We start from the raw sequence: 25,318 nt of genomic DNA, 5'->3' as shown, positions 1-25,318 counted from the left end.
ATAGGGTTGGCATCGTTTTTGCTGAAACTTTTTTAAGGTTGGGTTTTCCAAGTGCCCGAATGGCGGAGTGCAGGCCGCTTAAGGGTTTAACCGGGGACCACTTATGGTTGACGCATTACGGATAGATGACGGCTCAGTTCTTGCCGTTCGGACAGTGGATCAAGGGCGGAAGCTCTTTCCCATCACCCCCATTCAGCGGGTAGAGGTCTCGCGCGGACGTGGGCTGGCACCATTGGTCCTGGCGGTGCACAGCACTTTTCCGGTTCGGGTTGGTCAATCACTGACGGTGGTTCGTGATCGGCAATCTGGGCTGCTGCTGGCCCTGTTTAATCAGCAATCCCATCGTCGTCTGATCTGTCATGACAACATCATGCGGGCCTATCGTTTCATCAGCCCGGCAGTGGCTGGCACCACCAGTGTGATGGCCGGGATGCTCGGCTTTATCGGCGGGTTTGTGGCTGCCTGCCTCTTACTACTGGTCGCTGTTTCCATTCTGGGCATCAGCAGCGCGGCATGGAGCCCGATGGCCAACCCGATGCCATTCATTGCCGCCATGGTTGCCGCTGGCTGGCTGACACAGGGTTGCTATCGCTGGCTATCCGGTAACCGGCTTACGCTGATTGAGCGGCTGGAAGATTTGATGGATCAACGCGCCGCAAAACCGCCAGTCTTTTCACAAGACCGGCGGCGTGCCTTTGATCCGAATGTGCTGCCAAGTACGGCCGCGATCTAAAGCTAGAGGCGTGGCTTAGAACGCTTGGACGGTCACGTAGCGACCGGGGGCATTCTCAATCGGCTTCAGCTTGCCCTTGGATGGGTCGCGTGCCGGCACTTTCTCACCAATATGCTGATTGGCCCATTGCTGCCAGTGCGGCCACCATGATCCGTCGTGCTGCTCGGCTGCTTCCAGCCAGTCTTCCGCAGATTTGCTGAGCTTATCATTGGTCCAGTAGCAGTATTTGTTCTTCGCTGGTGGGTTCACCACGCCGGCGATATGGCCGGAGGCAGCCAGAACAAAGGTGGTGTCGCCCTTATAGAACTCAGTCGCCCGATAGGTTGAGTTCCAAGGTGCGATGTGATCATCCCGGGTGGAGAGTAGATAGGTCGGTGTCTTCACCTGGTTCAGGTCAACCGGTGTGCCATCCAGGGTCAGCGCATCGGGTTCGATCAGCAAATTCTTCTGATACATATTGCGCAGGTAGAACAGGTGCATCGCTGCTGGCAGGCGCGTGCTGTCTGAATTCCAGTACAGCAGATCAAATGGGATTGGCTCTTTACCCAGCAGGTAGTTGTTCACGACAAATGACCAGATCAGGTCATTGGCCCGCAGCATATTGAAGATGCGGTGCATGTCGATGGCATCGAAATAGCCAGTATCGGCCATCCGATCTTCCAGATGTTCAAGCTGGGTCTCGTCAACGAAGACGGCGACCTCACCACTTTCCTCAAAGTCGGTGAGGGTGGTGAAGAAGGTGGCCGATGCAATCCGATCATCGGTTCCACGCCGCGCCATCACCGCAAGGGTTGAGGCCAGCAAGGTACCGCCCAGGCAATAGCCTGCCGCATTCACCTGGCGCTCACCGGTCTGTTTCTCAATCTGGTCGAGCATGTCGAACACGCCGAGGCGCATGTAATCCTCAAAGGACTTATCGGCCAGGCTCTCATCCGGGTTCACCCAGGACACAACAAAGACCGTGTGACCCTGATCGACCGCCCATTTGATGAACGAATTCTCAGGCTTCAGGTCGAGGATGTAGAACTTGTTGATCCATGGTGGCAGGACCAGCAGGGGCTTCTTGAAGACCTCTTTGGTGGTAGGCTCATACTGGATCAGCTGGGCTAGGGGGTTCTCATAGATCACTTTGCCCGGCGTCACGGCGATATTCTCACCGACCTTGAACGCTTCTTTATCGGTCATGGTGACGATCAGATCACCCTCACCACGCTCCATATCCCGGAGCAGGTTTTCCAGGCCGTCGATCAGGTTTTCGCCGCCACTCTCTAATGTCGCGCGAATAACCGCCGGGTTGGTGGTCGCGAAGTTTGATGGGGCAAGCGCGTCAACGAACTGACGGGTATAGAAGTCGAGCTTCTTACGCTGCTTGGCATCGATGCCATCGACCTTGTGAACAGTATCCTGCAGCCAGCGCGCAGTCAGCAGATAGGACTGCTTGATGTAATCAAAGACCGCGTTGTCTTCCCATTCCTGATCCTTGAAGCGCTTGTCGCCCTTGCTTGGCTCAACAACTGGCTTCGCCTGACCGCCCAGCATGCGTTGGGTGGTGTACTGCCAGAGGTCGACATAGCTTTGCATCAGCGACATCTGCGCCTTCATAAGATAGGCGGGGTCGGCCATCATGCGCTGGGTCAGCTCAAGGAATGCGCTACCGATATTGAGCGGATCTAGCGCACCATTCTCATCCGGTTGTTGGCCACGCTTTTCCATAAAGTCGAGGATCAGCTTTTGGCTGCGCTCGGCGATGTTAGCGACAGATTTGGACAGCTCTACCGGATCGGGGATTTTGACCTGCGGTGGCTCGGTCTTTGTTGATTTCGTTGAGCTGCTCTTCGCACCTGCCTGGGCTTTAGCCTTCGCGGCGCTCGGCTGTGATGCCTTAGTGGTGGTCGTTTTGGCAGTTGCCTTCTTGGCGGCGGCTGCCTTTGTCTGGGCAGGCTTCTTTGCTGCGGGCTTGCGAGTTGTTGCGTTCGCGGTGGTAGGCTTTTTCACGGCGGCTGGCTTTTTCGCAGCTGGCTTAGCAGCCGTTTTAGCAGCCGGTTTACGGGTGGTCTTCGCCGCCGGTTTTGCAGCCGCTTTTGCTGCAGGCTTCGCCGTGGTCTTGGGCGCTGCCTTAGCGCCAGCCTTAGCAGTCGTCTTCGCGCCAGTTTTGGCGGCCGTGGCCCGGGTTCGTTTTTGCGTCGCCTCGGTCATGCTGTACCCTTTTTGATGCTGAAAGCGCGTGGCTGCTAACAGTGTGCGGTCGGCTTATTGTGTTACTTGGCGCGCCGGTGCTACCACTCAAGTAGATTTAAGCCCTAACCCCCTGGGAATAATAAGCCTGGGGCATGCGGAATGTACACGGCGCACGAATCGCGCCGGTGATCGCATAGCCAATAGGATGCGTCCACCCTTGAGCTATTCGTTGTCATACGACCTGCGTCCCAGAATTCTGGCATCTCTGGTTACCGTCCTGCTGGTGACCGGCTGTTCTGCCGCGTCAACGGATGCCGAGGGCATTGATCAGGTACTGCCATATTGGTCCGCACCGCAGCCCAGTAGTGACAGCGTGTTACGAGCCGCGCGGGAGTTTGACCTATCTGCGCAGCCAGCGCCAAACCTGGCCAGTGTGCCGGCCCGCCCGAATGTATCGGCGGCTGAACGCATTGCGGCCCTGGATGCCGAACTCTCCGCCGACCTAACGCGGGCAGACGAGCTGCGCGAAAGCGGTGATCGCCCAGACCTACCACCACCAAGTGAGATTGATGGGTTGGAAGGGTTCCAGGTTGATCCGGCACCCGCGGCGCCGGATTTGGTGGACGCGCCAGCAATTGACCTCTCAGCACCGGCGGTTCAGTTGACCCGGCCAGAGCCGAAGCCAACGTCAATTGACCCCGACACCGGGTTGCCGCCAAGAACCGGCGCAGTACCGGAACCGCCACCACTGATTGAGGCACCACCAGAACCTGACTTGGCGGAACTTCCAACCCCAGAGCCCGTCCCGGTTCATCCGCCAGAATTCGGTGTTGAGGATATTGAGCCAGCCCCAATTGCGCCGCCACCCGCCGCGCCAGTTGCGATAGCGGCACCACCACCGCTGGACATTGCTGAGCCGCCAAGCCTGGAGCTGCCAAGCACCGGTGGCGTGGATCTGTCCCGTGGGGCCGATGCTGACCTTGCCACCGCCTCCCGCACGCCGGTTGCACCAATCCCGTCGATAAGTGAGCGGGCCGAACCGTTACTAGTCTTATCCCTGGATGGCACCGAAGTGCTGGGAAGCGATGCGCAGGCCTCGCTTGAGGCGTGGGCAGGGGACACCGCGCAATTGCCGAACCGGCTTCGGTTGGTGCCCTTTAGCGGTGCTGATGTCGCCGCCGATGATGCATTGGGCCGCGCCCGGACGGTTAGTCAGGCGCTGCAACAGCAGGGCATTGCCCGTGAGCGCCTGATTTTGGCACCGCCAGTGACGGCGCCTGACCCGGCGGCAGCGGGGCAGGTTGCGATTTTCGCAGCTCCCTAGGCTTTACGCCGATAGCCATATGGCTCGCAGTTTGACACACTGCACAATAATTCTCCCGACCTAGAGCACGAAGACGATGGACCTGACCGACTACCCAACCCCTCAACGCAGGGAATTTCACCGCGAGCGGCGGCTGCCGCCTTATGTCTTCGCGGAAGTAAATGCGATGAAGGCAAAGGCGCGCGCGGCGGGTGAGGACATCATCGATCTCGGCATGGGCAATCCGGATCAACCAACGCCACAGCACATTATCGATAAGCTGGCCGAGGTGGCCCAGGACCCAAAGGCTCACCGCTATTCCATGTCGCGCGGTATTCCTGGCCTCCGCCGGGCCCAGGCAGCGTATTACGAGCGCCGATTTAATGTCAGCCTGGACCCTGAGAAAGAGGTGATCGTCACCCTGGGGTCGAAAGAGGGCCTGGCGAACTTAGCCCAGGCGATCAGCTCACCGGGTGACATCATGCTGGTGCCAAACCCCAGCTATCCAATCCACCCCTTCGGCTTCATTATTGCCGGCGCTGCGCTTCGTCATATCCCGCGCACCTCAGCTAATCAGAGCGCTGAGGATTTTCTGCGCAGCCTGGACACGGCCGTGCGCCACTCCGTGCCGAAGCCAACGGCGCTGATCATCAATTTCCCATCCAACCCGACTGCCGAAGTTGTGGATTTGGATTTCTATAAGGCCGTCGTCGATTTCTGCCGGAAGGAGGAGATCTACATCCTCTCCGATCTCGCTTACGCTGAGATCTATTTCGACGATAACCCACCCCCCTCAATCTTAGAGGTACCGGGTGCCCGTGATCTGGCCGTTGAGTTCACCTCGATGAGCAAGACCTACTCAATGCCCGGTTGGCGCATTGGTTTTGCCGTGGGCAATGAGCGGCTGATCGAGGCACTGGCCCGGGTTAAGTCCTATCTCGATTACGGTGCCTTTACGCCTATTCAAGCGGCGGCTGCTGCCGCCCTGAACGGTCCACAGGATTGCATCGATGAAGTCCGAGAGCTTTATCGTAAGCGCCGTGATGTGCTGATCGAGAGCTTCAGCGCCGCCGGTTGGGATATTCCCAGCCCACCAGCCACCATGTTCGCCTGGGCACCAATCCCAGAAGCCTATGCCGAACTAGGCTCGCTCGAGTTCTCCAAGCTCCTGCTCGATAAGGCCAAGCTCGCTGTCGCGCCTGGTCTTGGCTTTGGTGAGTATGGTGAAGGGTATGTCCGGATCGCCCTGGTTGAGAACGAGCAACGAATTCGGCAAGCAGCGCGCAGTTTGAAGCAGCTCTTAGGTGGTGACGGCACCATTGAGGATGCTACAACCCCCGAACCAGTCGCAGCGCGCGGCTAAGCCCTATCTTCTAGCCCTAATTTCAAGGCTTCCATGAGCAAAACTCTATCAATCGGCGTGGCCGGTCTCGGCACCGTGGGCGCAGGCCTTTTGGAACTTCTCGCCGCTGAACAGTCGGTCATCTCCGCCCGGGCTGGTAGCAGCATCAATGTCGTCGCGGTTTCAGCCCGTGATAAGTCAAAGGATCGCGGTGTGCCGCTCGAGGGCTACACATGGTTTGATGACCCGGTTGAGATGGCCAAGTCTGCCGATATTGATGTGTTGGTTGAGCTAATCGGCGGTGAAGAGGGGGTTGCCAAGCAAGTCGTCGAAACTGCCCTGCAAGCTGGCTGCCATGTGGTGACAGCGAATAAGGCGCTGCTCGCTCACCATGGCACCGCGCTTGCGACCTTGGCCGAACAGAATGGCGTCGTTTTGGCCTATGAGGCCGCGGTTGCCGGCGGTATCCCCGCGATTAAGGGCCTACGTGAAGGCCTCGCGGCCAACGATATCACCGAGGTTTTTGGCATCCTGAACGGCACCTGCAATTACATGCTGACCGAGATGGCGGCCACCGGTGCACCCTTTGATGACATCCTCTCTGATGCGCAAGAGCTTGGCTATGCCGAGGCTGAGCCATCAACCGATGTCGATGGCTTTGATGCGGCCCATAAGCTGGCGCTCTTAGCCTCGCTCGCTTTTGCCCGGCCAGTTGATTTTGATCAGGTCAGCATCACCGGCATTCGGGCGATTGAGCCGATCGATATCGAGTATGCGCAAGAGCTTGGCTATCGGATCAAACTATTGGGTCAGGCGACCCGCAATGGTGATCAGATCACCCAGACGGTGCAGCCGTACCTAGTACCGAAGGAAGCGCCCATTGCCCGTGTCGATGGCGTTCTGAACGCGGTCATGCTGCGCGGCAGTTTCGTCGGTGATGTACTGTTGGTTGGGCGTGGCGCCGGTGGCGGGCCAACCGCGTCGGCTGTGGCTGCTGACTTAATCGATATTGCGCGTGGTATTCGCCCGGCCACCTTTGGTGTTGCGGTTGAGCAGTTGAAACAGGGTGCCACCGAATCGAAGCCTTCGAACGGCGCCAGCGATGGGTCCGAGGCCTATTATCTGCGGCTGTTGGTCACTGATAAACCAGGTGTGTTTGCGGATATCGCGGCGACGCTGCGGGACAACTCAATCTCGCTTGAGACGGTGGTCCAGCGGGCCCATAAGCCCGATGCAGCGGCCCCGGTTGTCATAACGACCCACAAAGCGTCCCCAGCTGCCATGCGTTCGGCCCTTGCCAGCATCGCAGCCATGGATACGGTGTTGGCACCACCACAGCTTTTGCCGATCATGGATGTGGATGCGGCCTAAACACTTCCTGGCTGCTTAACCATCCCATCGGTTTTTCATCCCGCCTTTAAGGGCAGAGGAGGCAGTTATGGCCAGCGCAGATAAAGCCACCCACGGCGCCGCTGATCCAGCCAATCAAGACAGTATGCATCTGGAAGACATTCCGGCTGCCGTTATGGATCGCAACCTGGCGCTTGAAGCCGTTCGGGTTACCGAAGCCGCAGCACTTAGCGCCTCGACCCTGATGGGCCGGGGTGATGAGAAAGCCGCTGACCAGGCTGCCGTTGACGCGATGCGCCGTGCTTTGAACGGGATGGCGATCCAAGGCCGTGTCGTGATCGGTGAGGGGGAGCGCGATGAAGCCCCCATGCTCTATATCGGTGAGGAAGTTGGCTTAGGGCAGGGACCCAAGCTTGATATCGCCCTCGACCCGCTCGAAGGTACCACCATTACCGCCAAGGGTGGTCAGAACGCCCTGGCCGTTGTTGCCATGGCCTATGAGGGCGGGTTCCTGAACGCGCCTGATGTCTACATGGACAAGATTGCTGTTGGTGGTGGTCTACCCGATGGCGTCATCAATATCGATGATACCCCGGTCACCAACCTTAAGCGTCTTGCGAAGGCTAAAGGTGGTGAGCTTGAGGATTTGACCGTCTGTATCCTGGACCGCCCCCGTCATGAGGAGCTTATCGCCCAGGTACGTGAGGCTGGTGCCCGCATCATGCTGATCCCAGATGGTGATGTGTCTGGCGTGATTGCGACGGCTGAAGCTGCCAGCGGTATTGATATCTATATGGGTTCCGGCGGTGCGCCTGAGGGCGTGTTGGCTGCTGCTGCGCTCCGTTGTATCGGCGGGCAAATGCAGGGGCGTCTGCTGTTCCGGAATGATGATGAGCGTGGTCGCGCCAAACGCTGGGGCATCGAAGACCTCAACGCTGTTTATCATCTCCATGATCTGGCTTCTGGAGATGTAATGTTTGCAGCGACCGGCGTTACCACTGGCGCCATGCTGCGCGGTGTCCGTCGCTTCCCTGGTGGGGCCCAGACCCACTCGGTGATCATGCGCTCAAAGTCCGGCACCGTTCGCTACATTGATGCGCACCACAACTGGCAGACCAAAAGCAGCCCAATGACCAGTGACGAGGCTGGTTGATGCTTGAGCTTTCAGAAGTAGAGAGCACCCCAGACGAAGACGCATCGGCAAGTGCTGGCGCCAATATGCCAACCGGCATTGGTGGTAGGCCCTGGCAGCTGCGTCCCTATTGCGAACAGACAGCCGCCAATATCGCCCGGGACCATGGTTTACCGCAGGCGTTAGCTAACGCCTTAGTTGCCCGTGGTGTCGATGATCAAGGTGTTGAGGGGTTCCTCACCCCGCGCCTGCGCACCAGCCTGCCTGACCCGGATACGCTCACCGATATGGATGCGGCGGCCAGCCTTGCCGCCGAGGCTATCAGTGCCGGTGCCAAGGTCGGCGTCTTTGGTGATTTTGACGTGGATGGCGCCAGTTCTTCGGCACTGCTCAACCGCTACTTCGACGCCATTGGATGTGAGCACCAGGTTTACATCCCGGACCGGTTGAATGAGGGCTATGGCCCCAACACCCCGGCGATGCTTGGCCTCGTCGAGGCGGGATGCGAGCTGATCATCACGGTTGATTGTGGGATATCCGCGCATGAGCCAATTGCCGCGGTGGCTGAGGCTGGATCCAGCACGATTGTCCTCGACCACCATCGGCCTGATGAAACCCTGCCCGCTGCCGATGCCATCGTGAACCCGAACCGGGTTGATGATGAAACCGATCTCGGTTACCTGGCCGGGGTTGGCGTGACCTACCTCTTCGTTATCGCCCTGAACCGGAAGCTTCGTGAGGCTGGGTTGTTCGAGGGTGACATTGAAGAGCCAAAGCTATTGCAATGGCTTGATCTGGTTGCCCTCGGCACCGTTTGCGATGTGGTGCCCCTTCGGGGCCTTAACCGGGCCATGGTGGCGCAGGGTATGCGCCTACTATCCGAACCCAGCACGCCAGGCATACAGGCGCTCTACACCGCCGGTAAGATCGATGGTGAGGTTTCAACCGATCACCTTGGTTTCCAGTTTGGCCCAAGGCTGAATGCCGCTGGTCGGATGGGGCAGAGCCGTTTGGCGTTTGAGTTGCTATCCGCGCCGTCAGATGATGAAGCCGCTTCGATCATTACCACCCTCGACATCCTGAACCGCCGCCGCCAGAGCATTGAGCAGGAGGTCACCAAATCAGCCGCTGCCGCTGTTCTGCCCCAGGTGGAGGGGAAGCCACTGCTGCTAGCTTATGAAAAGGGGTGGCATGGCGGTGTGCTCGGCATCGCGGCTGGCCGCCTTCGCGAGCGGTTTGGCCGACCATGTCTCGTCGGTGCGATTGAAGATGGCTTGGTTAAGGGCTCAGGCCGTTCAATACCCGGGGTGAACCTGGGCGAGGCGATGCATCTCGCCTTGGCCGAAGGGCTGGCACAGACCGGCGGTGGTCATGCCATGGCCGCCGGTTTTGGTGTGCCGGTTGAGAAGATCGATGAGTTCCATCGCTTCATGGTCGAGTTCACGGATAAGGCGCTGGCGGGTGAGCCACCAGTTGATCCGTTGATCATTGATGGCTGGGTATCACCAGGTGCGGTTAACACCGACCTTGCAACCCGGTTGGACCGTTTGGCCCCATTTGGCAGCGGCAATCCAGAGTCGGTATTTGGCCTTCGCAATATGGAGCTGACCCAAGCGGATATCGTTGGGCGCAACCATGTGCGCTGCCGCTTCACCTATAACGGTGCGTGGGTCCAGGGCATTGCCTTCAAGATCGCAGAGGAGCCCGCGGGACAGGCCCTGCTTGGCGGTGCGGGCAAGCGCTTCGACCTTGCCGGTACCCTACGCCTCAATGAGTGGAATGGCCGGGTGAAGGTCGATTTCGTCATCTCAGACGTTGCGCACTCTCACTGAGCCGCAGCTGGCTTGCTAGAACAGCCGTTACCTATTATTCGCCGCGAACCACGAACACCGATTGGGTGGCGTGCCGGACGACCCGTGCGGCGTTGGGGCCGAGTAGGAAGTCGGACAGCTCTGGTGTGTGTGAGGCCATGACAATCGCATCGACCCCAAGCCGGTTTGCCGCTTCGATGATCTGCTCATAAACCCGGCCATGTAAGACATGGGGGTGCGCTTCAACGCTGCTTGGCACGTTCTCAGCGACCCAGCTTGAGAGCTTCTCGCCGACCATGTGGAGGGCCTTGTCCTCAAACCCAGCCTCGAAAAAGCTGCCGACAACCGACATGCCAAAGTCAGGCACAACGGTGACCACATGGATACTGGCGCCATCTTCTGGTTCACACAGGCGGAGGGCGGCGGGTAGGGCCTTCTTCCAGCTGTGATCAGTTGAGAGATCAATTGGTAACAGAATGTTTTTAAACATCTTTTTCTCCTGAACCTTTTAGAAGGCAGGTTGGGTTTGGCGCCGACGCTGCAGCAAGATCACCACGCCCAACAGCAACAGGGCGGGGATGTAGAAGATCTGCTCAGGCATCCGCTCTTGTGTGATTTGAACCGAGGCAAGGATCACAGGCTCATCGGCATAGAAGTCGAAATCGACCAGCGCCTCACCACTCTCAGAACCGAAGGCTGGTTCATCAAGTTTGACCAAATCACCCTCTGGCAGAAGCAGTAGGCCCGAGTTGTTCAGCCTGGCTGCTGGGGTATCCCCGGTGGCCTCAACCACTAAGGTGGTCTCTGCCGTCTCGCCAGTGTTGAAGTCTGGCCCTTGGATCAGCAGGCGCAGCTTCTCGCCTTCAGCCACTTCGCCCAGCACTTGTTCGAACTGGGTCGCCTCAACCGTCTTGAACGGGTCCTGCACCATGTTGAGCCAGACATTCGGCACGAACAGGGTAAAGGCGACGAGGAGGAGGGCCAGGCTCTCATAGATGCGTGACTTCGCCAGGAAGTAGCCTTGGGTTGCCGCCGCGAAAAGCAGCATCGCAAAGGTTGCACTGATAAAGACGAAGATCGCCTGGAAGATGCCAGACCAGGTGCCCAAGTCGACACCGTATAGGATCAGCGTTGGGTTGAAGATGAACAGGAATGGCAGGGCCACGGTTCTCAGCGAGTAGAAGAATGCGGTGAAGCCGGTCTTAATCGGATCACCGCCCGATACGGCGGCCGCCGCAAAACTCGCTAGCCCCACGGGGGGCGTTACATCCGCCATAATCCCGAAATAAAACACGAAGAGGTGGGCCGCGATCAGCGGAACGATCAGGCCTTCCTGCGCGCCGAGTGACACGACAACCGACGCCATCAGGGATGACACGACGATGTAGTTCGCCGTGGTCGGCAGACCCATCCCCAGGATCAGGGAGAACAGGCCGATCAGGATCAGCATGATGAACAGAATGCCACCTGACAGTTGCTCAACCAGTGCTGCCAGTTCCGTACCGATTGGGGTACGGGTAACGGTGGCGACGATGATACCGGCTGCCGCAGTGGCAACGCCGATGCCGATCATGTTGCGCGCACCGGCAATAAGCCCCTCACGCAGGTCGACCAGGCCACTCTTAAACTCGGCGACCAGCTGTGCTGCCTGGCCACGGAAGAAGGCTTTGAGCGGGCGCTGGGTCGCGATGATCGCAATCATTAAGGAGGTGGCAAAGAAGGCGGAGCGGGCAGGGGACTGCCGCTCAACCATCAGGAACCAAACCAACACGACAATCGGCAGGATGTAATGCAGACCGGTGGAGTAAATCTCCTTAACCGTCGGTAGCTTGATCTCGGTCGCATTCGGATCATCGACCTCGAGATCGGGTTTACGCGCCGCGATGGAGACGAGCCAGACGTAAACGGCGGCCAAAAGCACCATCATGATCGGACCGGTCAAGCTGGGCGTGATTTCCCGAAGGAAGCCAACGCCATAGATCAGGGCGGTTAGGCCAACACCGGCGACGGCAAAGCCGAGGAAGAACTTAACCATCATGCCCAGGAAGCTTTTCGCCTCGCCGAGGGCCGGCATGTTCTTCTTCAGCGCCTCAAGGTGCACGATATAGACCAGCGCGATGTAGGAGATCACCGCCGGGATAAAGGCGTGTTTGATCACCTCGACATAGGAAATGCCGATGAACTCCACCATCAGGAAGGCGGCGGCGCCCATAACTGGCGGCATGATCTGACCGTTAACGGAGGAGGCAACCTCAACGGAGCCCGCCTGCTCACTGGTGAAGCCAACCCGCTTCATCAGGGGGATCGTAAAGGTACCGGTGGTCACCACATTCGCAATTGATGAGCCGGAGATCAGGCCGGTCATGGCAGAGCCAACAACCGCTGCCTTCGCAGGGCCACCGCGCAGGTGACCAAGGCCGGCGAAGGCCAGTTTGATGAAGTAGTTACCGGCACCCGCCTTATCGAGCAGCGAGCCAAACAGAACGAAGAGGAAGACGAAGGCGGTAGAGACACCGAGCGGGATGCCAAACACACCGCCAGTATCAAGCCACTGCGCATTGATCAGCGCGGTAAAGCTTAGGCCTTCATGCTCAATCAAATCGGGGATCAACCAGCCCGTGCCCATATAGGCGTAGAGCAGGAAGAGGGAGCCAACGATGGTTAGGGCCGGACCCAAGGCACGGCGGCTGGCCTCCAACAGGATTACGATACCAACGGCGCCGATATAGACCTGTGCATCGGTTGGCAGGCCGGACCGTGCGGTCAGCGCCAACGTGTCTGAGAACCAGAAGACATAGAAGGTACAGAAGCCACCCACGGCCATCAGGATCCAATCGGTGATTGGCACCCGGTCACGTGGCGAAGACTTGAGGGCTGGATAGGCCAGGAAGGCGAGAACGATCGCAAAGAACAGATGGATCGGACGGGTCTCGGTCGAGTTCATCACCGGCAGGTAGCTGGCGAACCAGAGCTGCGGTTGCGCGATCCAAAGCTGGAACAGGGACCAAGTAAGGGCGAGCCCGGCAATCAGAAGGGCGATCAGCCGATTGGTTGGGTTACGGGCACCAGAGTCCGTAGAGGCCACCAGATCTTGAAGTTCTTCGTCGGAATATTGACGCTCCTCGCGCCCAGCCTGGTCAGACACGACCCGTCTCCCATTAAATGAATTTTCTTATGATTGGTCCCGGGCGAACGGTGCCGCCCGGGACGATAATTTAAGTCAGCAATTAAGGCTGATTAGTCGATCAGGCCAGCTTCGCGGTAGTAACGCTCAGCACCAGGGTGCAGAGGCGCGGAGAGGCTGTCATTGGCCATTGCTTTTGGATCCAGATTGGCAAAAGCAGGGTGCAGGCCACGGAACTGATCGATGTTCTCAAACACAGCTGAGACAACGGTGTAGACAACTTCATCCGGCACATCAGCAGAGGTGACGAAGGTCGCACCAACACCGAAGGTTTGGACGTCGCCATCATTGCCGCGATACATGCCGCCAGGAATGGTGGCAGTGCGGTAGAAGCTGTTGTCTTCAACCAGTTTAGAAACAGCCGCGTTATCGACAGTCACAAGGGTGGAATCACACGCTGTGGTTGCTTCCTGGATCGAACCGGAAGGGTGACCAACGGTGTAGATCATCGCATCGATGTTGTTGTCGCAAAGCGCCTGGGACTGCTCAGCAGCCTGCAGCTCAGAGGCGACAGCGAAGTCATCCATGGACCAGCCCATGGCATCCATCAGAACTTCCATGGTGCCGCGTTGACCGGAACCTGGGTTACCGACATTCACGCGCTTACCTTTGAGGTCTTCAAAGCTGCTGATACCGGCATCGGCGCGGGCAACAACGGTGAAGGGCTCAGGGTGCACGGAGAAGACAGCGCGCAGCTCTTTAAACGGGCCCTGCTCCTCGAAGCGGGAAGAACCGTTAAAGGCGTGGTACTGCCAGTCAGATTGGGCAACGCCGAACTCGAGTTCGCCGCCACGAATAGCGTTGATGTTGAAGACGGAACCGCCGGTGGATTCAACACCGCAACGGATGCCATGCTCGGAACGCTCCCGGTTAACCAAACGGCAGATTGCGCCACCGGTTGGATAATAAACGCCAGTTACGCCGCCGGTGCCGATGGCAATGAAGGTCTGCTGCGCAGATGCGACGCCGGACCCCAGTGCCGTCGTAGCAGCCACCAAGGCCGCGATGACAAGCTTGTTCATGATTTTCTCCATTAGAGGATTGTTGATCAGGCGGGGACAATGAAGTGATTACGGGCCGATGGCAAGCAACTGAATTGATTGATTTGTGTAGCAACAATTAGCCATCCACAGGCCATGGCCATCCATCGGTAGGCGCAAGCCTTTCCCATCCATAAAAACGGTGTCGGAATAGCGGTTTATTGCGAGAAGAACCCCGCGGCCGAACAACCGCAAAAAGTAGCATCTTATGCCTGCGGCTAGGTCTAACGCGGTCCCATGGGGCGTCAGTAGGAGATGCCCAACTTCTTGTAGAGGAAGCTCATCAACCAGGCAGGGCCGATCATCAGGAACTGCACATCCTTAAAGAAGGATGGCTTCTTACCCTCAACCTTATGGCCCCAAAATTGGCCAATCCAGGCGAGCACGAACACGCCAAGCGCGGTCTGCCAGAGCGGGAAGCTGGTGATTGATTGGTAGGCAACAATGATGCCGATACAGGCAGCGGCGAAGATGGCAAAACCAACCGCCAGCGGTGGTGAGAGCTTCACATAATAGCCGAGCGATAACACCAATAGGATCGTGCCCCAGTTGAGGAGTGGAATACCGCCAAACGGATGGGGTAGGGCCCAAAGCAGGGCAATCACGGTCCAGACGATGACGGGCACGCAAACCCAGTGCACGGCCTTGTTGGTCTCGTTCTGATGGCTCTCACCATACTCATCGAGCAGACGATCAATCGCACGGCCAGCCTTGGGGGCTTGGTCTGGGCTCTCACTTTGGCCGGTATCGGTCATGGCCAGTCTCCCTAATGCTTATAGGCTTGTTCGTTATGAGTTGCTGACATCTTCGGTCAGCGTTAGCGCCATTAACAGCATACTATGCCCCTTAGCCTCCACCCAAACCGGACGCACCGGCTCAAAGCCCAAACGTTTGTATAGGCCGCCATCCATGCGCGCGGTTTGTAGCACCAGCTCAGGCAGACCAATCGCGCGGGCCTGATCGATGGCAAAGCGCACCATCTGGGCCGCAATGCCCTTACCGCGCTCAGCTTCGACGACATAGACCTCGCCAAGCCAGAACTCCCGCTCTGGCACCTCATCCATTTCATGCCGCTTAAGCTCAACAGTGCCGATTGGCTCAGCATCATTCCCCTGATGGAACACAATCCATCCCATGGGGAAGGGGTCGGGGGCCAAAACCCGTGCAACAAACCGCGCCTCACTCTCCTCAGGCATCCGCCCAGGCAGGGCCCAAGCATCATGATGCCAACGGGCAAGCCGAGGCCACAAATCCCGCCGGTCGGAATAGGGTGTCATGGTAAGGGTAGACATAGTTAAGCGTTCCGAGGGGCATGAAGAGTAACTCTTCATAAATGGCCCATTGCCAAACCGAAATAGAGAAGGGGCGCCGTCAAAACGAATGGCGCCCCTCCAGAAGTTCACTACGTCAGTGCCCAGTTCTAGGAGAACATGCTCGTCACCACGGCGGTCTCATCAATACCCAGGAGGGTAATCGTGCCGCCACCATGGGTAATCACCGCATCGCCATTGATGTCGTTTGCCGCGCTGGCCACCAAGTCAGCCGCGGTTTCACCGATGACGGAGATGGTGTCGGTGCCGATCACAAAGTCCTCGATGACATCATCGCCTTGAACTTTGGTGCTATCGAACAGGAATGCATCACCGCCATTGCCGCCCATAAGGATGTCGTCTGCGCCACCGCCATTGATGGTGTCATTGCCGTCACCACCATCGACGGTGTCTGCGCCGTTACCACTCCAGATCGTGTCATCACCCCCATTGCCATAGAGGATGTTGGCGTCGATGCTGCCGGTGATGTTGTCGGCGAACTCGGTGGCTTGGATATGCTCGAACCTGAGCATTGTATCAATGTTGCCAGCCTCATCAGTGGCGTTGCCATAGTGCAGATCAAAGACAAGGCCGATGCTATCGTCGTTTAGATCATTGATATCCTGAGCGAAGATCCAGTCTTCACCGGCACCGCCATCACGATAATCCGTATCGGCGCGGTCCATATAGAAGGTATCTGCACCGGCACCGCCCAATAGGGTGTCCGCGTAACCGCCGACGCCACCGAGCCTATCATCTTGATCGGAGCCAATCGCGACCTCCACGCTAGTGAAGCTGCCCGGTGGGTTTGCATTAGGATTGCTATCCCAAAGGAAGAGAGTGACGCCACCGGTTGCAGCGCTGGCATCAATAGTGTCAATGCCTGCACCGCCATCGATTACGTCATCGGCACCGGACCAGATGATCAGGTCATCGCCGCCGTTTCCATAAATGATGTTTGTATTGGCATTGCCGACAATTCGGTCGTCTGAGTCTGTCGCATCAACATTTTCGATGCCGACTATCGTATCCGCCAGCAGGGTGTCGCTTTCATAGAAACCGAGGCCGGCCTCAAGGTCGATATCGACACCTTGGAAGGTATCATTCGCTTCAATCCAGTCAGAGCCGCCCTGACCATACAAGTAGTCACCAGCGTCCCGGTTCAGGAAGAACGTATCATCGCCATCCCCGCCATAGATGGTTTCATGGAAGCTATTGTGCCCCGCGAGTTTGTCCGCAAAGTCTGAGCCAATGGCGACCTCTACGCCGCTAATGTCCCCGAAGCCAGATGCCCCGATTGCAATACCTTGCCAGAGGTAAATCCGGGCTGCCTCGGTCAAATCACTAGCATCAACGACATCAATACCGTTGCCGCCCTGGATGGTGTCCGGCGCGTCCGTGATGATGAAGACATCATCGCCGGCACCGCCAACAAGCGTGTCATCGCCGGCACCGCCATTGAGAGTGTCATGACCAGTTCCGCCGGTCAGGCTGTCATCTCCATCACCGCCGTCAATGACCCAGTATTCAGGTGGGGTCGCGGTGAACGTATCGGCGCCGCTTGTTCCGTCCCAAGTTGAGATGACCGGGTATTTAAGCGTGATCAGTGCATCGGTGCCATCCGCGGTCACCGTGTCGATCGCAAAGTCACCGGTGATGCTGATATCCGCCAGCAATCCCTGACCATCAATCGACAGCACAGTCTCAGATGTGCCCGGTGTCATGGACAGATCAGCCAGCTGAAGAGCAGAGCCGCCGATTACCCGGATAACATCAGTGATCTGGAAATCCGCGATCAGATCGCCATCAAGCTCGGCCGCCGTGCCGGCAAATTCATCAGACCACGAACCGCCATAAAGGGTATCTGCCCCAGCACCACCGTTGAGAGTGTCAGCAGCATAGCCGCCATAGAGTGCGTCTGCGTCAGCACCGCCCTGGATCAGGTCATTGCCATAGCCACCATAGAGGGTGTCATTGCCGGTAAGACCCTCCAGCGTGTCATCTCCTGACCCGCCGTCATATAGATCATTACCGCTGCCACCAACAAAGCTGTCGGCGCCGGAAGATCCAAGTGGGGTGATCGAGATGTCATTAATTAGGTCCAGCGTAGATCCATCAGCAAACTCCGCCCACTCAACTTTGTCATTGGCATTTGAGTTAAGCTGTCCAAGCAATACGATCGAGCTATTTGGCACCCCCCAGTCGATCAGGAGATCATCTCCTTGCTCGTAAAAACGCACTGAAGTTGATGAGATACCAGGGCCGAATTCAATGGTATCGTTGCCACTGCCTGCAGTCTTTTCATTGACGGTATCGTTACCGGAGCTGGCGATATAGCGGTCATCGCCGCCATTGCCCCGCAACAAATCATCGCCGTTACCGCCATCTAGGGTGTCATTGGAAGCGCCGCTTCGGGCGCCTTGAATAGTATCGTTACCGTCTCCACCTCTGACATCGACTTTGCTGCTTTGGGTCCAGGTTTGGAAGTTGTCATCACCACCCAACAAGTTAACGATGTCGTTGTTCAGGCGGAGAACAAGGGAAGTACCGAAGACGTCATCGCCCTCAGTTGCTGTGAGAACATAGTCGACATCTGCAACAGCCACGGATGATCCGTCATAGAACTTGAGGGTCTCAATCTGACCGCCATTCTGCGTGTCGAACTGTTCTTGCAGTAGAAGAGATGAGTTTTCATCACCCCAGGTGATCAGAAGGCCGCTTTCAGGCCCACCGTGAAGTCTATTGAATTCAAGGTCTTCGAAGCTGATGCCAAAGCCGAATTGGACAACGTCGATGCCACCACCATGATCGTCGAGAATGGTATCGTGCCCCAGTGACACCAGGTAGGTGTCGTCGTCGCCTCGTCCGCGTAAGAAGTCATCGCCATCGCCACCATCTAACGTGTCGGCAGCTTGGCCAGTGCCACTTATATCGGCACTTATGCGGTCGTTTCCAGCGCCTCCCTTAATGTAATCGGCAGTCGAACCACCCTCGATAGTGTCATCGCCTGCCAGTCCATCGATGTCGCCATTGCCAGATAGGTTGTCATCACCGGCGGTGCCAATCTGGCGAATTTCTTCATTAACTAGCCCGTAAACTTCACCATTGCTGAACTCTAGTTCCTCAATGACAAAGCTATTGGTTGGGTGATTGACCTGGTTATCCAAGCTGATCACATCGCCAGTGTTGAGCACCGTGATCTGCACTGACCCGGCAAGGTTCAATATGTCGATATCGGCCAGTGTTAATGTGCCGCCGAATACCAGCGTATCGTGGCCGCCGCCGTTGTCGCTGATGGTGTCGTCGCCGCTTTGGTAGACGTAACGATCATCACCACTAATGCCGCGGAGGAAGTCATTGCCGGCGCCGCCAAAGATGGTGTCGTCGCCCCAATCCCCATCAATCCGATCATTGCCATCACCGCCATAGATGATGTCGTCATCGCCATTGGCATCAATGGTATCGTCGCCAGCATCGCCATCAATGATGTCTTTGTTTGCACTCCCACCCAGGTTCTCAGAGGTCGCATCCCCCGTTCGGGTCACAAAGATATCGCGGAGGTCTAGCGTGGTGCCATCGGCAAACTCCAACTCCTCAACCAGTAGGAAGCCGTATTGGTACTGGTAATCGATATCAATGCTATCGCTACCGGTGCCAATCTGGATGTTCAGCCCGGCCGAAATGCCCGACGTCGTTGATGCGCTGAAGCTGAGGTCCGCAGCGGTGATCGAATCTCCAAAAGTAATCCGGTCGTAGCCCCCGGTGTCATAGATGGTGTCTTGGCCATCACCCAACTGGAAGACATAGCGGTCATCGCCGCCACCGCCATTTAGTTGGTCATTGCCTGCACCACCAAAAAGCACATTGATCGCATCATTATCATTAATCTCATCATCACCAGACGTCCAAGTACCGGCGCTGCCTAAAGCTAGTGCCTCAGTCACAGTCGCATCGGCGCTGCCCGACTGGTAAAGGGCATCGAGTTCGGTCTGATAATGATCGTCTTCAAGGTTCCGCTCAGTGATAATGGCTAATGTGGCCAGTTTAACGACGGCGAACAGACCTCTTTCTTCACCAGCATCGGTAGGGAGGTTCGCCATGATTTCATCAAAGTCGAGCTCCCCCCAGATTTGATCTGCTGAAGGCACGTAGACTAGCCCCGGCAGATGCTCAGCCAAATCTGTCTGTAGGATCAAACGTGTAGCAAAGCCGGGTAGTGCCTCATCCCAGGCATTGTTTAGCACCTTGCCAGCATCGCCAAGAGGGTCCGAGCCGCCAAGACTACGCTCCCAGTCTTCCCCCATGAGTTCTTCGAAGAACTCAAGGGCTGCTGCATCAACGGTTGATCCACGGGATCCAGCGGCTACGGTATCTGTTCCGGCCCAGTCATGCAGAATGTCGGCAGTCTCCTGAAGCACATTGGCGTTGCCCAGATCGGTTAGACTCCAGCTATTGATGGCTTGAAGCTTTGTCTTCAAGCTGGCGTCTGTGATCATCGAGACATGAAGATCAGGTAGATCGCCGTAACCCTCGAGACCAGGGAGCTCAAGTACATCCTGTGGTATGACTGGCTGGCTGCCGTCCTCATTGGGCAAGGTAACTTGCTCAGAGTTCAGTTGATCCGTTCGGAACCATACATCGACGATCTGGTGCTCGTTGCCTGTCGTGGTTGTATAAGTACTGACGTGACTGATCCAGTTCTCTTCGATGTAAGTGTCTGTTTCTTCGATGATATTCGATACGTCGAAGCTGGAGACACCGGCTTCTTGTAGGCTTAGCAGTTCTCCGGAATCCGTGATGCCGTTGCCATTCGCATCAACCCACACTTGAATGCCGTCGAGCTCTGTCCCCGCCACGGTTCCATTGCCATTCGTATCAAGGGCGATAAGCGGGATAAAGCCGTGATCCTTATCCGGGTCATTACTTGATGAATTACCAAAAAGCTCGGATTGGGAGGAGATAAGCCCATCACCATCTAGGTCACGGACAAGAAAGCCATCCCCACCGCCACCACCAGGTTCCAACACCCAGCCAACCCGCTCGGCAATACCATCATTATCAATATCAAACTGTGTTTCACTGTCTTTAAGATCAGTTAGCTCAATACCATCATCATCTAGGTCCAGGACCAATGGAGAGGCAAAGCGGATAGCGGCATTGAAAGCATCAGCGATTGTTGTTGTGGAGTTTCCGTGGGGAAGGACAGCGGCGCTTCCCGCATCAGCAACTGCATCAAGTATGCGATCCGGCGCATGCTCAGGGCAGGGCCAATTATCCGGTGAGTAGTACTCATCCGCAGCATCCACAATCTGTTCGAACTGCTTCTGCTGATATTCATCGTTTGGATCAAAGGGTATTAGTGGGCCACCATCCAGAGTAGAATAGTATATCTCGCCATCCGGACCGAAAACAAAGGCGGCTTCCGAGTTCTTATAAACGGTCCAGCCCCCAGCGTATTGATCAACAACAACGGGGCCAGGTACGCCATCAATAATACTCGTCGTAGAAATAAACGTTCCATCACCAGATTCAAAAACCATAGTACCGTCCGGATAGAACGTGGTTTTGTCATTACTTCCAGGGTTTGTATTGGTAACGGATCCGTCTGGATTTTCAGTGATGGTATTTAAGTATGGTGTACCATTTTGGTCTATTGAGAAAAAATCACTTAAGCCAGCTTGGCTGATCAAGCTATTGAGTTCAGCCGATGCAATTCCCTGAACAACGGAGTCTGTGAAATCTGCTTCACCAGTTCCCGCAGCCGGAACGAAATAGGATCCATCTTCATATTTTATCCGGAGGGTTGAATTACCATTTGAGTCAACTGTGGAAACATAGATATTGCCGTTAATATCGTATGTAATTTCTACGCCATTATTTTCAATGGTGGCTGTTATCCCATCTGTAGTAAAGCTTCCCGGGTCGGGGTTTGGCGTAAACGGATCATTAATCTGAAGGTTAAAAAGTATTGCTCCGAAGGATCCAAGTGCACCACCCAGTGCTGCTCCATATGTACCTGCAACAGCTGTTCCTAAGCCAGGAATTACGGAGCCGAAAGCTCCTCCGGCTGCACCAAAGATAAGCCCCCCCCATTATTGGAAAGATGGTATTGGCTCCGGCACCCAGGCCTGCCTGTGTAGCTGATATATTGCCCGAGGCGACATCTGCTCCGGCGCCCATGGCATAGATAGCAAGAGAACCTTGGGCAGATGCTGCTTCTTCGGCTAAGCCACTAGGCAAGGTAAGCCCTGTACCAGCGTCCCAAATTACGCCCAGGGCCCCTGCGCCTGCTTGAACAATTGGTGGTACATTTGAGATATTGCCTGGAAGGTCCGGGCCGTTGCCTAAGGGCGAACAAGTCATGGTAAGAACTCCTTAGCATTGGTGTGGTCTGTGTATCGGACATAAAGTCCAGGAAGTGCTGCCGACAGAAATAGTGGCACATAGAATCCGCCAAGATTGTTTCTGAAATAATCAGTAAATAACGGCTCAACAGAAATGAATGGGATTAGAAAAATTAGTAAAAAAGTCGAAATTGCCGTATTTATTAATGATAATTTTGTTTGGTTTTTGTCTGTCTTTTTTATTACTTTTTCATTTTCACAGAATTTTTCGAATTCTTTTATTATTGAGTGTTTAAATAAAAACTTATATATTGCGATTAATAATGTTAAGGTTATCGATGAGAATAAAATAATCAAAATATACTCAGTGTAGTAAAAATTATCTTTTTCAGCTTTTATTATGTTTATGGATGGTGAGTAGGTTTTTAAATTTGAAGAGGCTAAGAACCAATCGGATATTGCAAAAAGCCACAGAACAGCAGGAAGGCTATTAATAAGCTGTATGTGCAGGCCTGTTTCTTTTTTTATTATGGGTGTTATTGTTTTTATTATTATGCCAAATAGTAGCGCTATCGAAATTAGTGCACATAACTCTTCTAATTTTAAAGACCAAAAAATTAAAATTATTATTATACTTGTGGGGGCGATGATTGGATTTATTGCCCCTCTTACTTCCTCAGTGATTGCATCCATAAATCGCATGTTTAGGTATGGTGCCTTCTCGTCTCATTTACTGACAGTTGTCTGTCACTATTCCCTGGATTGAAGAAACATAAAACACCCCAAAATTAGGGGGTTTTCATATGCATGGCTATAAAACGGAAGGATTTCAGTTGTTTAGCGGCGGATATGATTTTCTGTACCATCGGGGTCTTGCAATCTGCGTCACTGCATATCACGATCTGCGCCGCTGTGGCGGCCTAGTGGTTTTGTGGGGAGCATGATCATGGTTTGGCGATGGGGAGAGCGGCTGGCGACTGCCGCCGATATTGATAGCCTGCAGGCCGGCTATAGCGACGCCGCTGCGTCGCTCGGTTTTGGTGCATATTCTTATGTTGATCTGCAACGTATTCCGGATGAGACCGGACCCTTGCCATTCTTTATCAGCACAGTGCGTGAAGACTTTATTCGCGACTACAATGCTGCGCGGTTCTTAAGCCACGACCCGGTCCTGCGCCGGGCCATCAACTCCAACACGCCATTCACCTGGTTTGACTGCGGGGAGTATCGGCAGGCGCGACGATACCGCAGTGGGCGCAAGACCAAGGCCCGCCAGATTTTAGAGCTGGCGCAATCTTATGAGTTTGAGGATGGGCTGATCATTCCGGCCCATAGTCTGGATGCGACAGGGCATCGCCGGTCCAGTTTCATTAATCTCTATTGGACTGAGAAGCCTCGCGCCGGGTTTGTGGGCAGCCAGGAGATGTTGGCGCTGCAATTCGGTAGCCTGCTTTATCACAATCGGTTGGTGGCGCTGCGTGATGCCACCGCCAATGATACGCTGGAAGAGCCCGCCAATGATCTTGATACCGGGCTGCTGCTGACCGACCGGGAAGGGGAGTGCCTCCTCTGGGCTGCGCAGGGGAAAACAACAGAGGAGACCGCCGTGATCATTGGTGTCTCGCCCCATTCGGTTCAGTCCTACCTGAACACGGCGATGGTGAAGCTGGGCGTTGAGAAGAAGATACAGGCCGTGGCCAAGGCAATCGCCAGGGGCCTAATCACGCCCTGATGCCAGCTAGATAATCCCAATTGTCAGAGAAAATGGCGTCCCCTACGGGATTCGAACCCGTGTTGCCGCCGTGAAAGGGCGGTGTCCTAGGCCTCTAGACGAAGGGGACCCTAGGCCAGCCGGATGGCGTTGCCATGCGGTGGAGGCAGTTATCTATCCTCACCCAACGCCGAAATCAAGGGGGATAAGAAAAGATGGTGGCCGCGGCCGGACTTGAACCGGCACGAGCAAAGCTCGAGCGATTTTAAGTCGCTTGCGTCTACCAATTTCGCCACGCGGCCACTCGGCCCCGCTGATAGCATCGTCAGCCGGGCCGCGCTAGTGCGTTCCGCTGCGATTAGCATGGTTCTTGGGGGTTAAGAGATGGCGAACTGCTCTTTTAAGATCCGCTCACTCAAATTCTGATCCGGATCGAAGAGGAGGTTCAGCTGGGTTTCGTGATCTTCGGTAATCTCAACCGACACGATATCCCGGATTTCCGTGCTGTCCGCCACGGCACTTACCGGGCGTTTGCTGGGTTCCAGCACCTCAATATTGATCTGCGCCGTATGGGGTAGGAGGGCACCGCGCCACCGCCGCGGCCTGAACGGGCTAAGCGGGGTGAGGGTCAGCAGCTCTGACTCCAAGGGTAGGATCGGGCCCTGGGCGGAGAGGTTATAGGCCGTGCTGCCCGCCGGTGTGGCGACCAGCGCGCCATCACAAACCAACTCATCCATCCGGGTGATGCCATCAACCGCGATACGGAGTTTTGCCGCCTGCCGTGTCTCACGGAGGAGGGAGACCTCGTTAATCGCATAGGCATGCTCAACCGCGCCGGTCTCGGTTTTCGCGACCATCCGTAGCGGGTGGAGGGTGATTTGCTGTGCCGCCTCAATTCGGGCCATCAACCCTTCAGGGTGGTAATCATTGAGGAGGAAGCCAACCGTGCCCCGGTTCATGCCAAAGACGGGAATGCCCTGGCCCATGGTGGCGTGCAGAACCTCCAGCATCGTGCCATCGCCGCCAAGGGCAATAACGATGTCAGCCTCGGCCACCGGCACCTCATGCGGGATTTGTGGCCGGATCAGGGTTGCCGCTTCCTGTGCCGCCTCATCCTGGCTGCAATAGAGCGCAATCGCCGGCGTGCCGGCAGAGCTGCCCGCCTTGGAGGTGGTTTGGCTGGTTGGTTGGCCCATATCGTCCGGCGCCATGGCTTTTCGCCCTAATTCGACCTGTCTTTGGGCAAATCGCCCCGTGACTTTGTCGGTGATATCTATAAGCAATGTAATGCCTTACGGCCTGTGGCGCCAAGTTATGGCGGTTCAAGCCTGCTAACCTTTTTTAACAAGGATACCCCGATGTCGCGTTTTGCCTGCCTGCTTGCTGCGCTCTTCCTGCTGTTGGCCATGCCGGTTATGGCCCAGGCGGATGACGACATTGAGGCCGATGATGCGCGCCATGCGGGCTATTACTACCCGGAGCCTGATGAGGTTGAGGCGTATAAGCCGCGCTCCCGCGTCATGCCCGACAGCTCCCGTGAGCGGCGGATTGGTTTCACCACGGTCTTGGCGACCCAGCTGCTAAAGGAAGGCCAGCCGCGCCTCGCCATCTTTGCCAAGGGCGCAGAGGCAGAGAAGCTGATCATTGTGGGGTTAGAGGATGGGTTCCTTTCCACGATCTACCGGGTTCGGGCCATGCTGGCGATGATGACGGCGGCGGCACGCTCAACGCCCATGCTGCAAGAGATGGCGGTGGCCGACATCTTCACCTTCCTCGATGTGTTGAACCTGCTCGGCTTTGATCAGATCACGATCTCAGATGGTGATGAGTTCGCCCATACGATCGTCTTCCAGCCGGATGATGACAGCTAATCGGGGCTA

General features: G+C 56.2%; 17 protein-coding genes and 2 tRNA genes. 8 read left to right on the top strand and 11 right to left on the bottom strand.

Annotation, left to right across the window (positions count from 1 at the left end):
• Positions 1 to 103 precede the first annotated feature (103 nt).
• The gene (locus KI792_06750; protein MBV6632715.1) at positions 104 to 733 is read left to right on the top strand and encodes a hypothetical protein; all 630 of its coding nucleotides are present in this window, start codon (positions 104 to 106) and stop codon (positions 731 to 733) included.
• 15 nt (positions 734 to 748) lie between these two features.
• On the opposite strand, the gene phaC is transcribed toward KI792_06750, so the two are convergent.
• On the bottom strand, positions 749 to 2,929 hold the full coding sequence (gene phaC, locus KI792_06745) for a class I poly(R)-hydroxyalkanoic acid synthase (GenBank protein MBV6632714.1): 2,181 nt from the start codon (positions 2,927 to 2,929) through the stop codon (positions 749 to 751).
• Positions 2,930 to 3,128: 199 nt separating this feature from the next.
• Between phaC and KI792_06740 the strand changes: the two genes are divergently transcribed.
• From KI792_06740 to recJ, 5 genes are all read left to right on the top strand, one after another.
• Positions 3,129 to 4,235: a hypothetical protein gene (locus KI792_06740; GenBank protein MBV6632713.1), complete on the top strand. Its 1,107-nt coding sequence runs from the start codon at positions 3,129 to 3,131 to the stop codon at positions 4,233 to 4,235.
• 76 nt (positions 4,236 to 4,311) lie between these two features.
• Entirely contained in the window at positions 4,312 to 5,577 is a 1,266-nt protein-coding gene (locus tag KI792_06735; GenBank protein ID MBV6632712.1) for an LL-diaminopimelate aminotransferase, read from the top strand.
• A 33-nt stretch (positions 5,578 to 5,610) separates the two neighbouring features.
• Complete coding sequence (locus KI792_06730) at positions 5,611 to 6,927, top strand: homoserine dehydrogenase (protein MBV6632711.1); 1,317 nt, start codon at positions 5,611 to 5,613, stop codon at positions 6,925 to 6,927.
• Between the two features lie 154 nt (positions 6,928 to 7,081).
• Positions 7,082 to 8,059: a class II fructose-bisphosphatase gene (gene glpX, locus KI792_06725; protein ID MBV6632710.1), complete on the top strand. Its 978-nt coding sequence runs from the start codon at positions 7,082 to 7,084 to the stop codon at positions 8,057 to 8,059.
• Positions 8,059 to 9,870, top strand: coding sequence for a single-stranded-DNA-specific exonuclease RecJ (gene recJ / locus KI792_06720; protein MBV6632709.1), 1,812 nt, complete (start codon positions 8,059 to 8,061; stop codon positions 9,868 to 9,870). The genes glpX and recJ overlap by 1 nt, the downstream gene beginning before the upstream one ends.
• 34 nt (positions 9,871 to 9,904) lie before the next feature.
• Here recJ and KI792_06715 read toward each other — a convergent pair whose 3' ends face one another.
• The 7 genes from KI792_06715 to KI792_06685 all read right to left on the bottom strand — a co-directional run bounded on the left by KI792_06715 (position 9,905) and on the right by KI792_06685 (position 22,420).
• Entirely contained in the window at positions 9,905 to 10,339 is a 435-nt protein-coding gene (locus tag KI792_06715; protein MBV6632708.1) for a universal stress protein, read from the bottom strand.
• A gap of 18 nt (positions 10,340 to 10,357) precedes the next feature.
• Positions 10,358 to 12,994 carry a TRAP transporter permease gene (locus KI792_06710; protein MBV6632707.1) on the bottom strand — a complete coding sequence of 879 codons (2,637 nt, stop codon included), beginning with the start codon at positions 12,992 to 12,994 and terminating at the stop codon, positions 10,358 to 10,360.
• A gap of 92 nt (positions 12,995 to 13,086) precedes the next feature.
• Positions 13,087 to 14,055 carry a TAXI family TRAP transporter solute-binding subunit gene (locus KI792_06705; protein MBV6632706.1) on the bottom strand — a complete coding sequence of 323 codons (969 nt, stop codon included), beginning with the start codon at positions 14,053 to 14,055 and terminating at the stop codon, positions 13,087 to 13,089.
• A gap of 263 nt (positions 14,056 to 14,318) precedes the next feature.
• Positions 14,319 to 14,828 carry a DUF962 domain-containing protein gene (locus KI792_06700; GenBank protein ID MBV6632705.1) on the bottom strand — a complete coding sequence of 170 codons (510 nt, stop codon included), beginning with the start codon at positions 14,826 to 14,828 and terminating at the stop codon, positions 14,319 to 14,321.
• A 33-nt stretch (positions 14,829 to 14,861) separates the two neighbouring features.
• On the bottom strand, positions 14,862 to 15,365 hold the full coding sequence (locus tag KI792_06695) for a GNAT family N-acetyltransferase (GenBank protein ID MBV6632704.1): 504 nt from the start codon (positions 15,363 to 15,365) through the stop codon (positions 14,862 to 14,864).
• Between the two features lie 128 nt (positions 15,366 to 15,493).
• Positions 15,494 to 20,923, bottom strand: coding sequence for a hypothetical protein (locus KI792_06690; GenBank protein ID MBV6632703.1), 5,430 nt, complete (start codon positions 20,921 to 20,923; stop codon positions 15,494 to 15,496).
• Positions 20,924 to 21,742: 819 nt separating this feature from the next.
• Positions 21,743 to 22,420 (bottom strand): hypothetical protein, encoded by a 678-nt coding sequence (locus tag KI792_06685; GenBank protein ID MBV6632702.1) that lies wholly within the window; start codon positions 22,418 to 22,420, stop codon positions 21,743 to 21,745.
• 253 nt (positions 22,421 to 22,673) lie between these two features.
• Here KI792_06685 and KI792_06680 point away from each other — a divergent pair, with 253 nt between their 5' ends.
• A complete protein-coding gene (locus KI792_06680) occupies positions 22,674 to 23,459 on the top strand; it encodes a LuxR family transcriptional regulator (GenBank protein ID MBV6632701.1) in 786 nt (261 codons plus the stop codon).
• 33 nt (positions 23,460 to 23,492) lie between these two features.
• On the opposite strand, the gene KI792_06675 is transcribed toward KI792_06680, so the two are convergent.
• From KI792_06675 to KI792_06665, 3 genes are all read right to left on the bottom strand, one after another.
• Positions 23,493 to 23,568 (bottom strand) — tRNA-Glu (locus KI792_06675).
• Positions 23,569 to 23,654: 86 nt separating this feature from the next.
• Positions 23,655 to 23,740 (bottom strand) — tRNA-Leu (locus KI792_06670).
• Positions 23,741 to 23,815: 75 nt separating this feature from the next.
• The gene (locus tag KI792_06665; protein ID MBV6632700.1) at positions 23,816 to 24,634 is read right to left on the bottom strand and encodes an NAD kinase; all 819 of its coding nucleotides are present in this window, start codon (positions 24,632 to 24,634) and stop codon (positions 23,816 to 23,818) included.
• Between the two features lie 162 nt (positions 24,635 to 24,796).
• Here KI792_06665 and KI792_06660 point away from each other — a divergent pair, with 162 nt between their 5' ends.
• A complete protein-coding gene (locus KI792_06660) occupies positions 24,797 to 25,309 on the top strand; it encodes a molybdopterin-guanine dinucleotide biosynthesis protein A (GenBank protein ID MBV6632699.1) in 513 nt (170 codons plus the stop codon).
• Positions 25,310 to 25,318: the final 9 nt, after the last annotated feature.

This window comes from Alphaproteobacteria bacterium SS10 (assembly GCA_019192455.1).
In the GTDB taxonomy this organism is placed as follows: domain Bacteria; phylum Pseudomonadota; class Alphaproteobacteria; order TMED2; family TMED2; genus TMED2.
This window is presented reverse-complemented; position numbering and strand designations above follow the sequence as displayed.

Bases quoted from the DNA above. Each gene is read 5' to 3' on its own strand.
- recJ (MBV6632709.1), top strand. From the start codon at position 8,059: ATGCTTGAGCTTTCAGAAGTAGAGAGCACCCCAGACGAAGACGCATCG.
- KI792_06680 (MBV6632701.1), top strand. From the start codon at position 22,674: ATGGTTTGGCGATGGGGAGAGCGGCTGGCGACTGCCGCCGATATTGAT.
- KI792_06705 (MBV6632706.1), bottom strand. From the start codon at position 14,055: ATGAACAAGCTTGTCATCGCGGCCTTGGTGGCTGCTACGACGGCACTG.
- phaC (MBV6632714.1), bottom strand. From the start codon at position 2,929: ATGACCGAGGCGACGCAAAAACGAACCCGGGCCACGGCCGCCAAAACT.
- KI792_06715 (MBV6632708.1), bottom strand. From the start codon at position 10,339: ATGTTTAAAAACATTCTGTTACCAATTGATCTCTCAACTGATCACAGC.
- KI792_06685 (MBV6632702.1), bottom strand. From the start codon at position 22,420: ATGGATGCAATCACTGAGGAAGTAAGAGGGGCAATAAATCCAATCATC.
- KI792_06730 (MBV6632711.1), top strand. From the start codon at position 5,611: ATGAGCAAAACTCTATCAATCGGCGTGGCCGGTCTCGGCACCGTGGGC.
- KI792_06750 (MBV6632715.1), top strand. From the start codon at position 104: ATGGTTGACGCATTACGGATAGATGACGGCTCAGTTCTTGCCGTTCGG.
- glpX (MBV6632710.1), top strand. From the start codon at position 7,082: ATGGATCGCAACCTGGCGCTTGAAGCCGTTCGGGTTACCGAAGCCGCA.
- KI792_06665 (MBV6632700.1), bottom strand. From the start codon at position 24,634: ATGGGCCAACCAACCAGCCAAACCACCTCCAAGGCGGGCAGCTCTGCC.
- KI792_06695 (MBV6632704.1), bottom strand. From the start codon at position 15,365: ATGTCTACCCTTACCATGACACCCTATTCCGACCGGCGGGATTTGTGG.
- KI792_06690 (MBV6632703.1), bottom strand. From the start codon at position 20,923: ATGGTTTTTGAATCTGGTGATGGAACGTTTATTTCTACGACGAGTATT.
- KI792_06735 (MBV6632712.1), top strand. From the start codon at position 4,312: ATGGACCTGACCGACTACCCAACCCCTCAACGCAGGGAATTTCACCGC.
- KI792_06700 (MBV6632705.1), bottom strand. From the start codon at position 14,828: ATGACCGATACCGGCCAAAGTGAGAGCCCAGACCAAGCCCCCAAGGCT.
- KI792_06660 (MBV6632699.1), top strand. From the start codon at position 24,797: ATGTCGCGTTTTGCCTGCCTGCTTGCTGCGCTCTTCCTGCTGTTGGCC.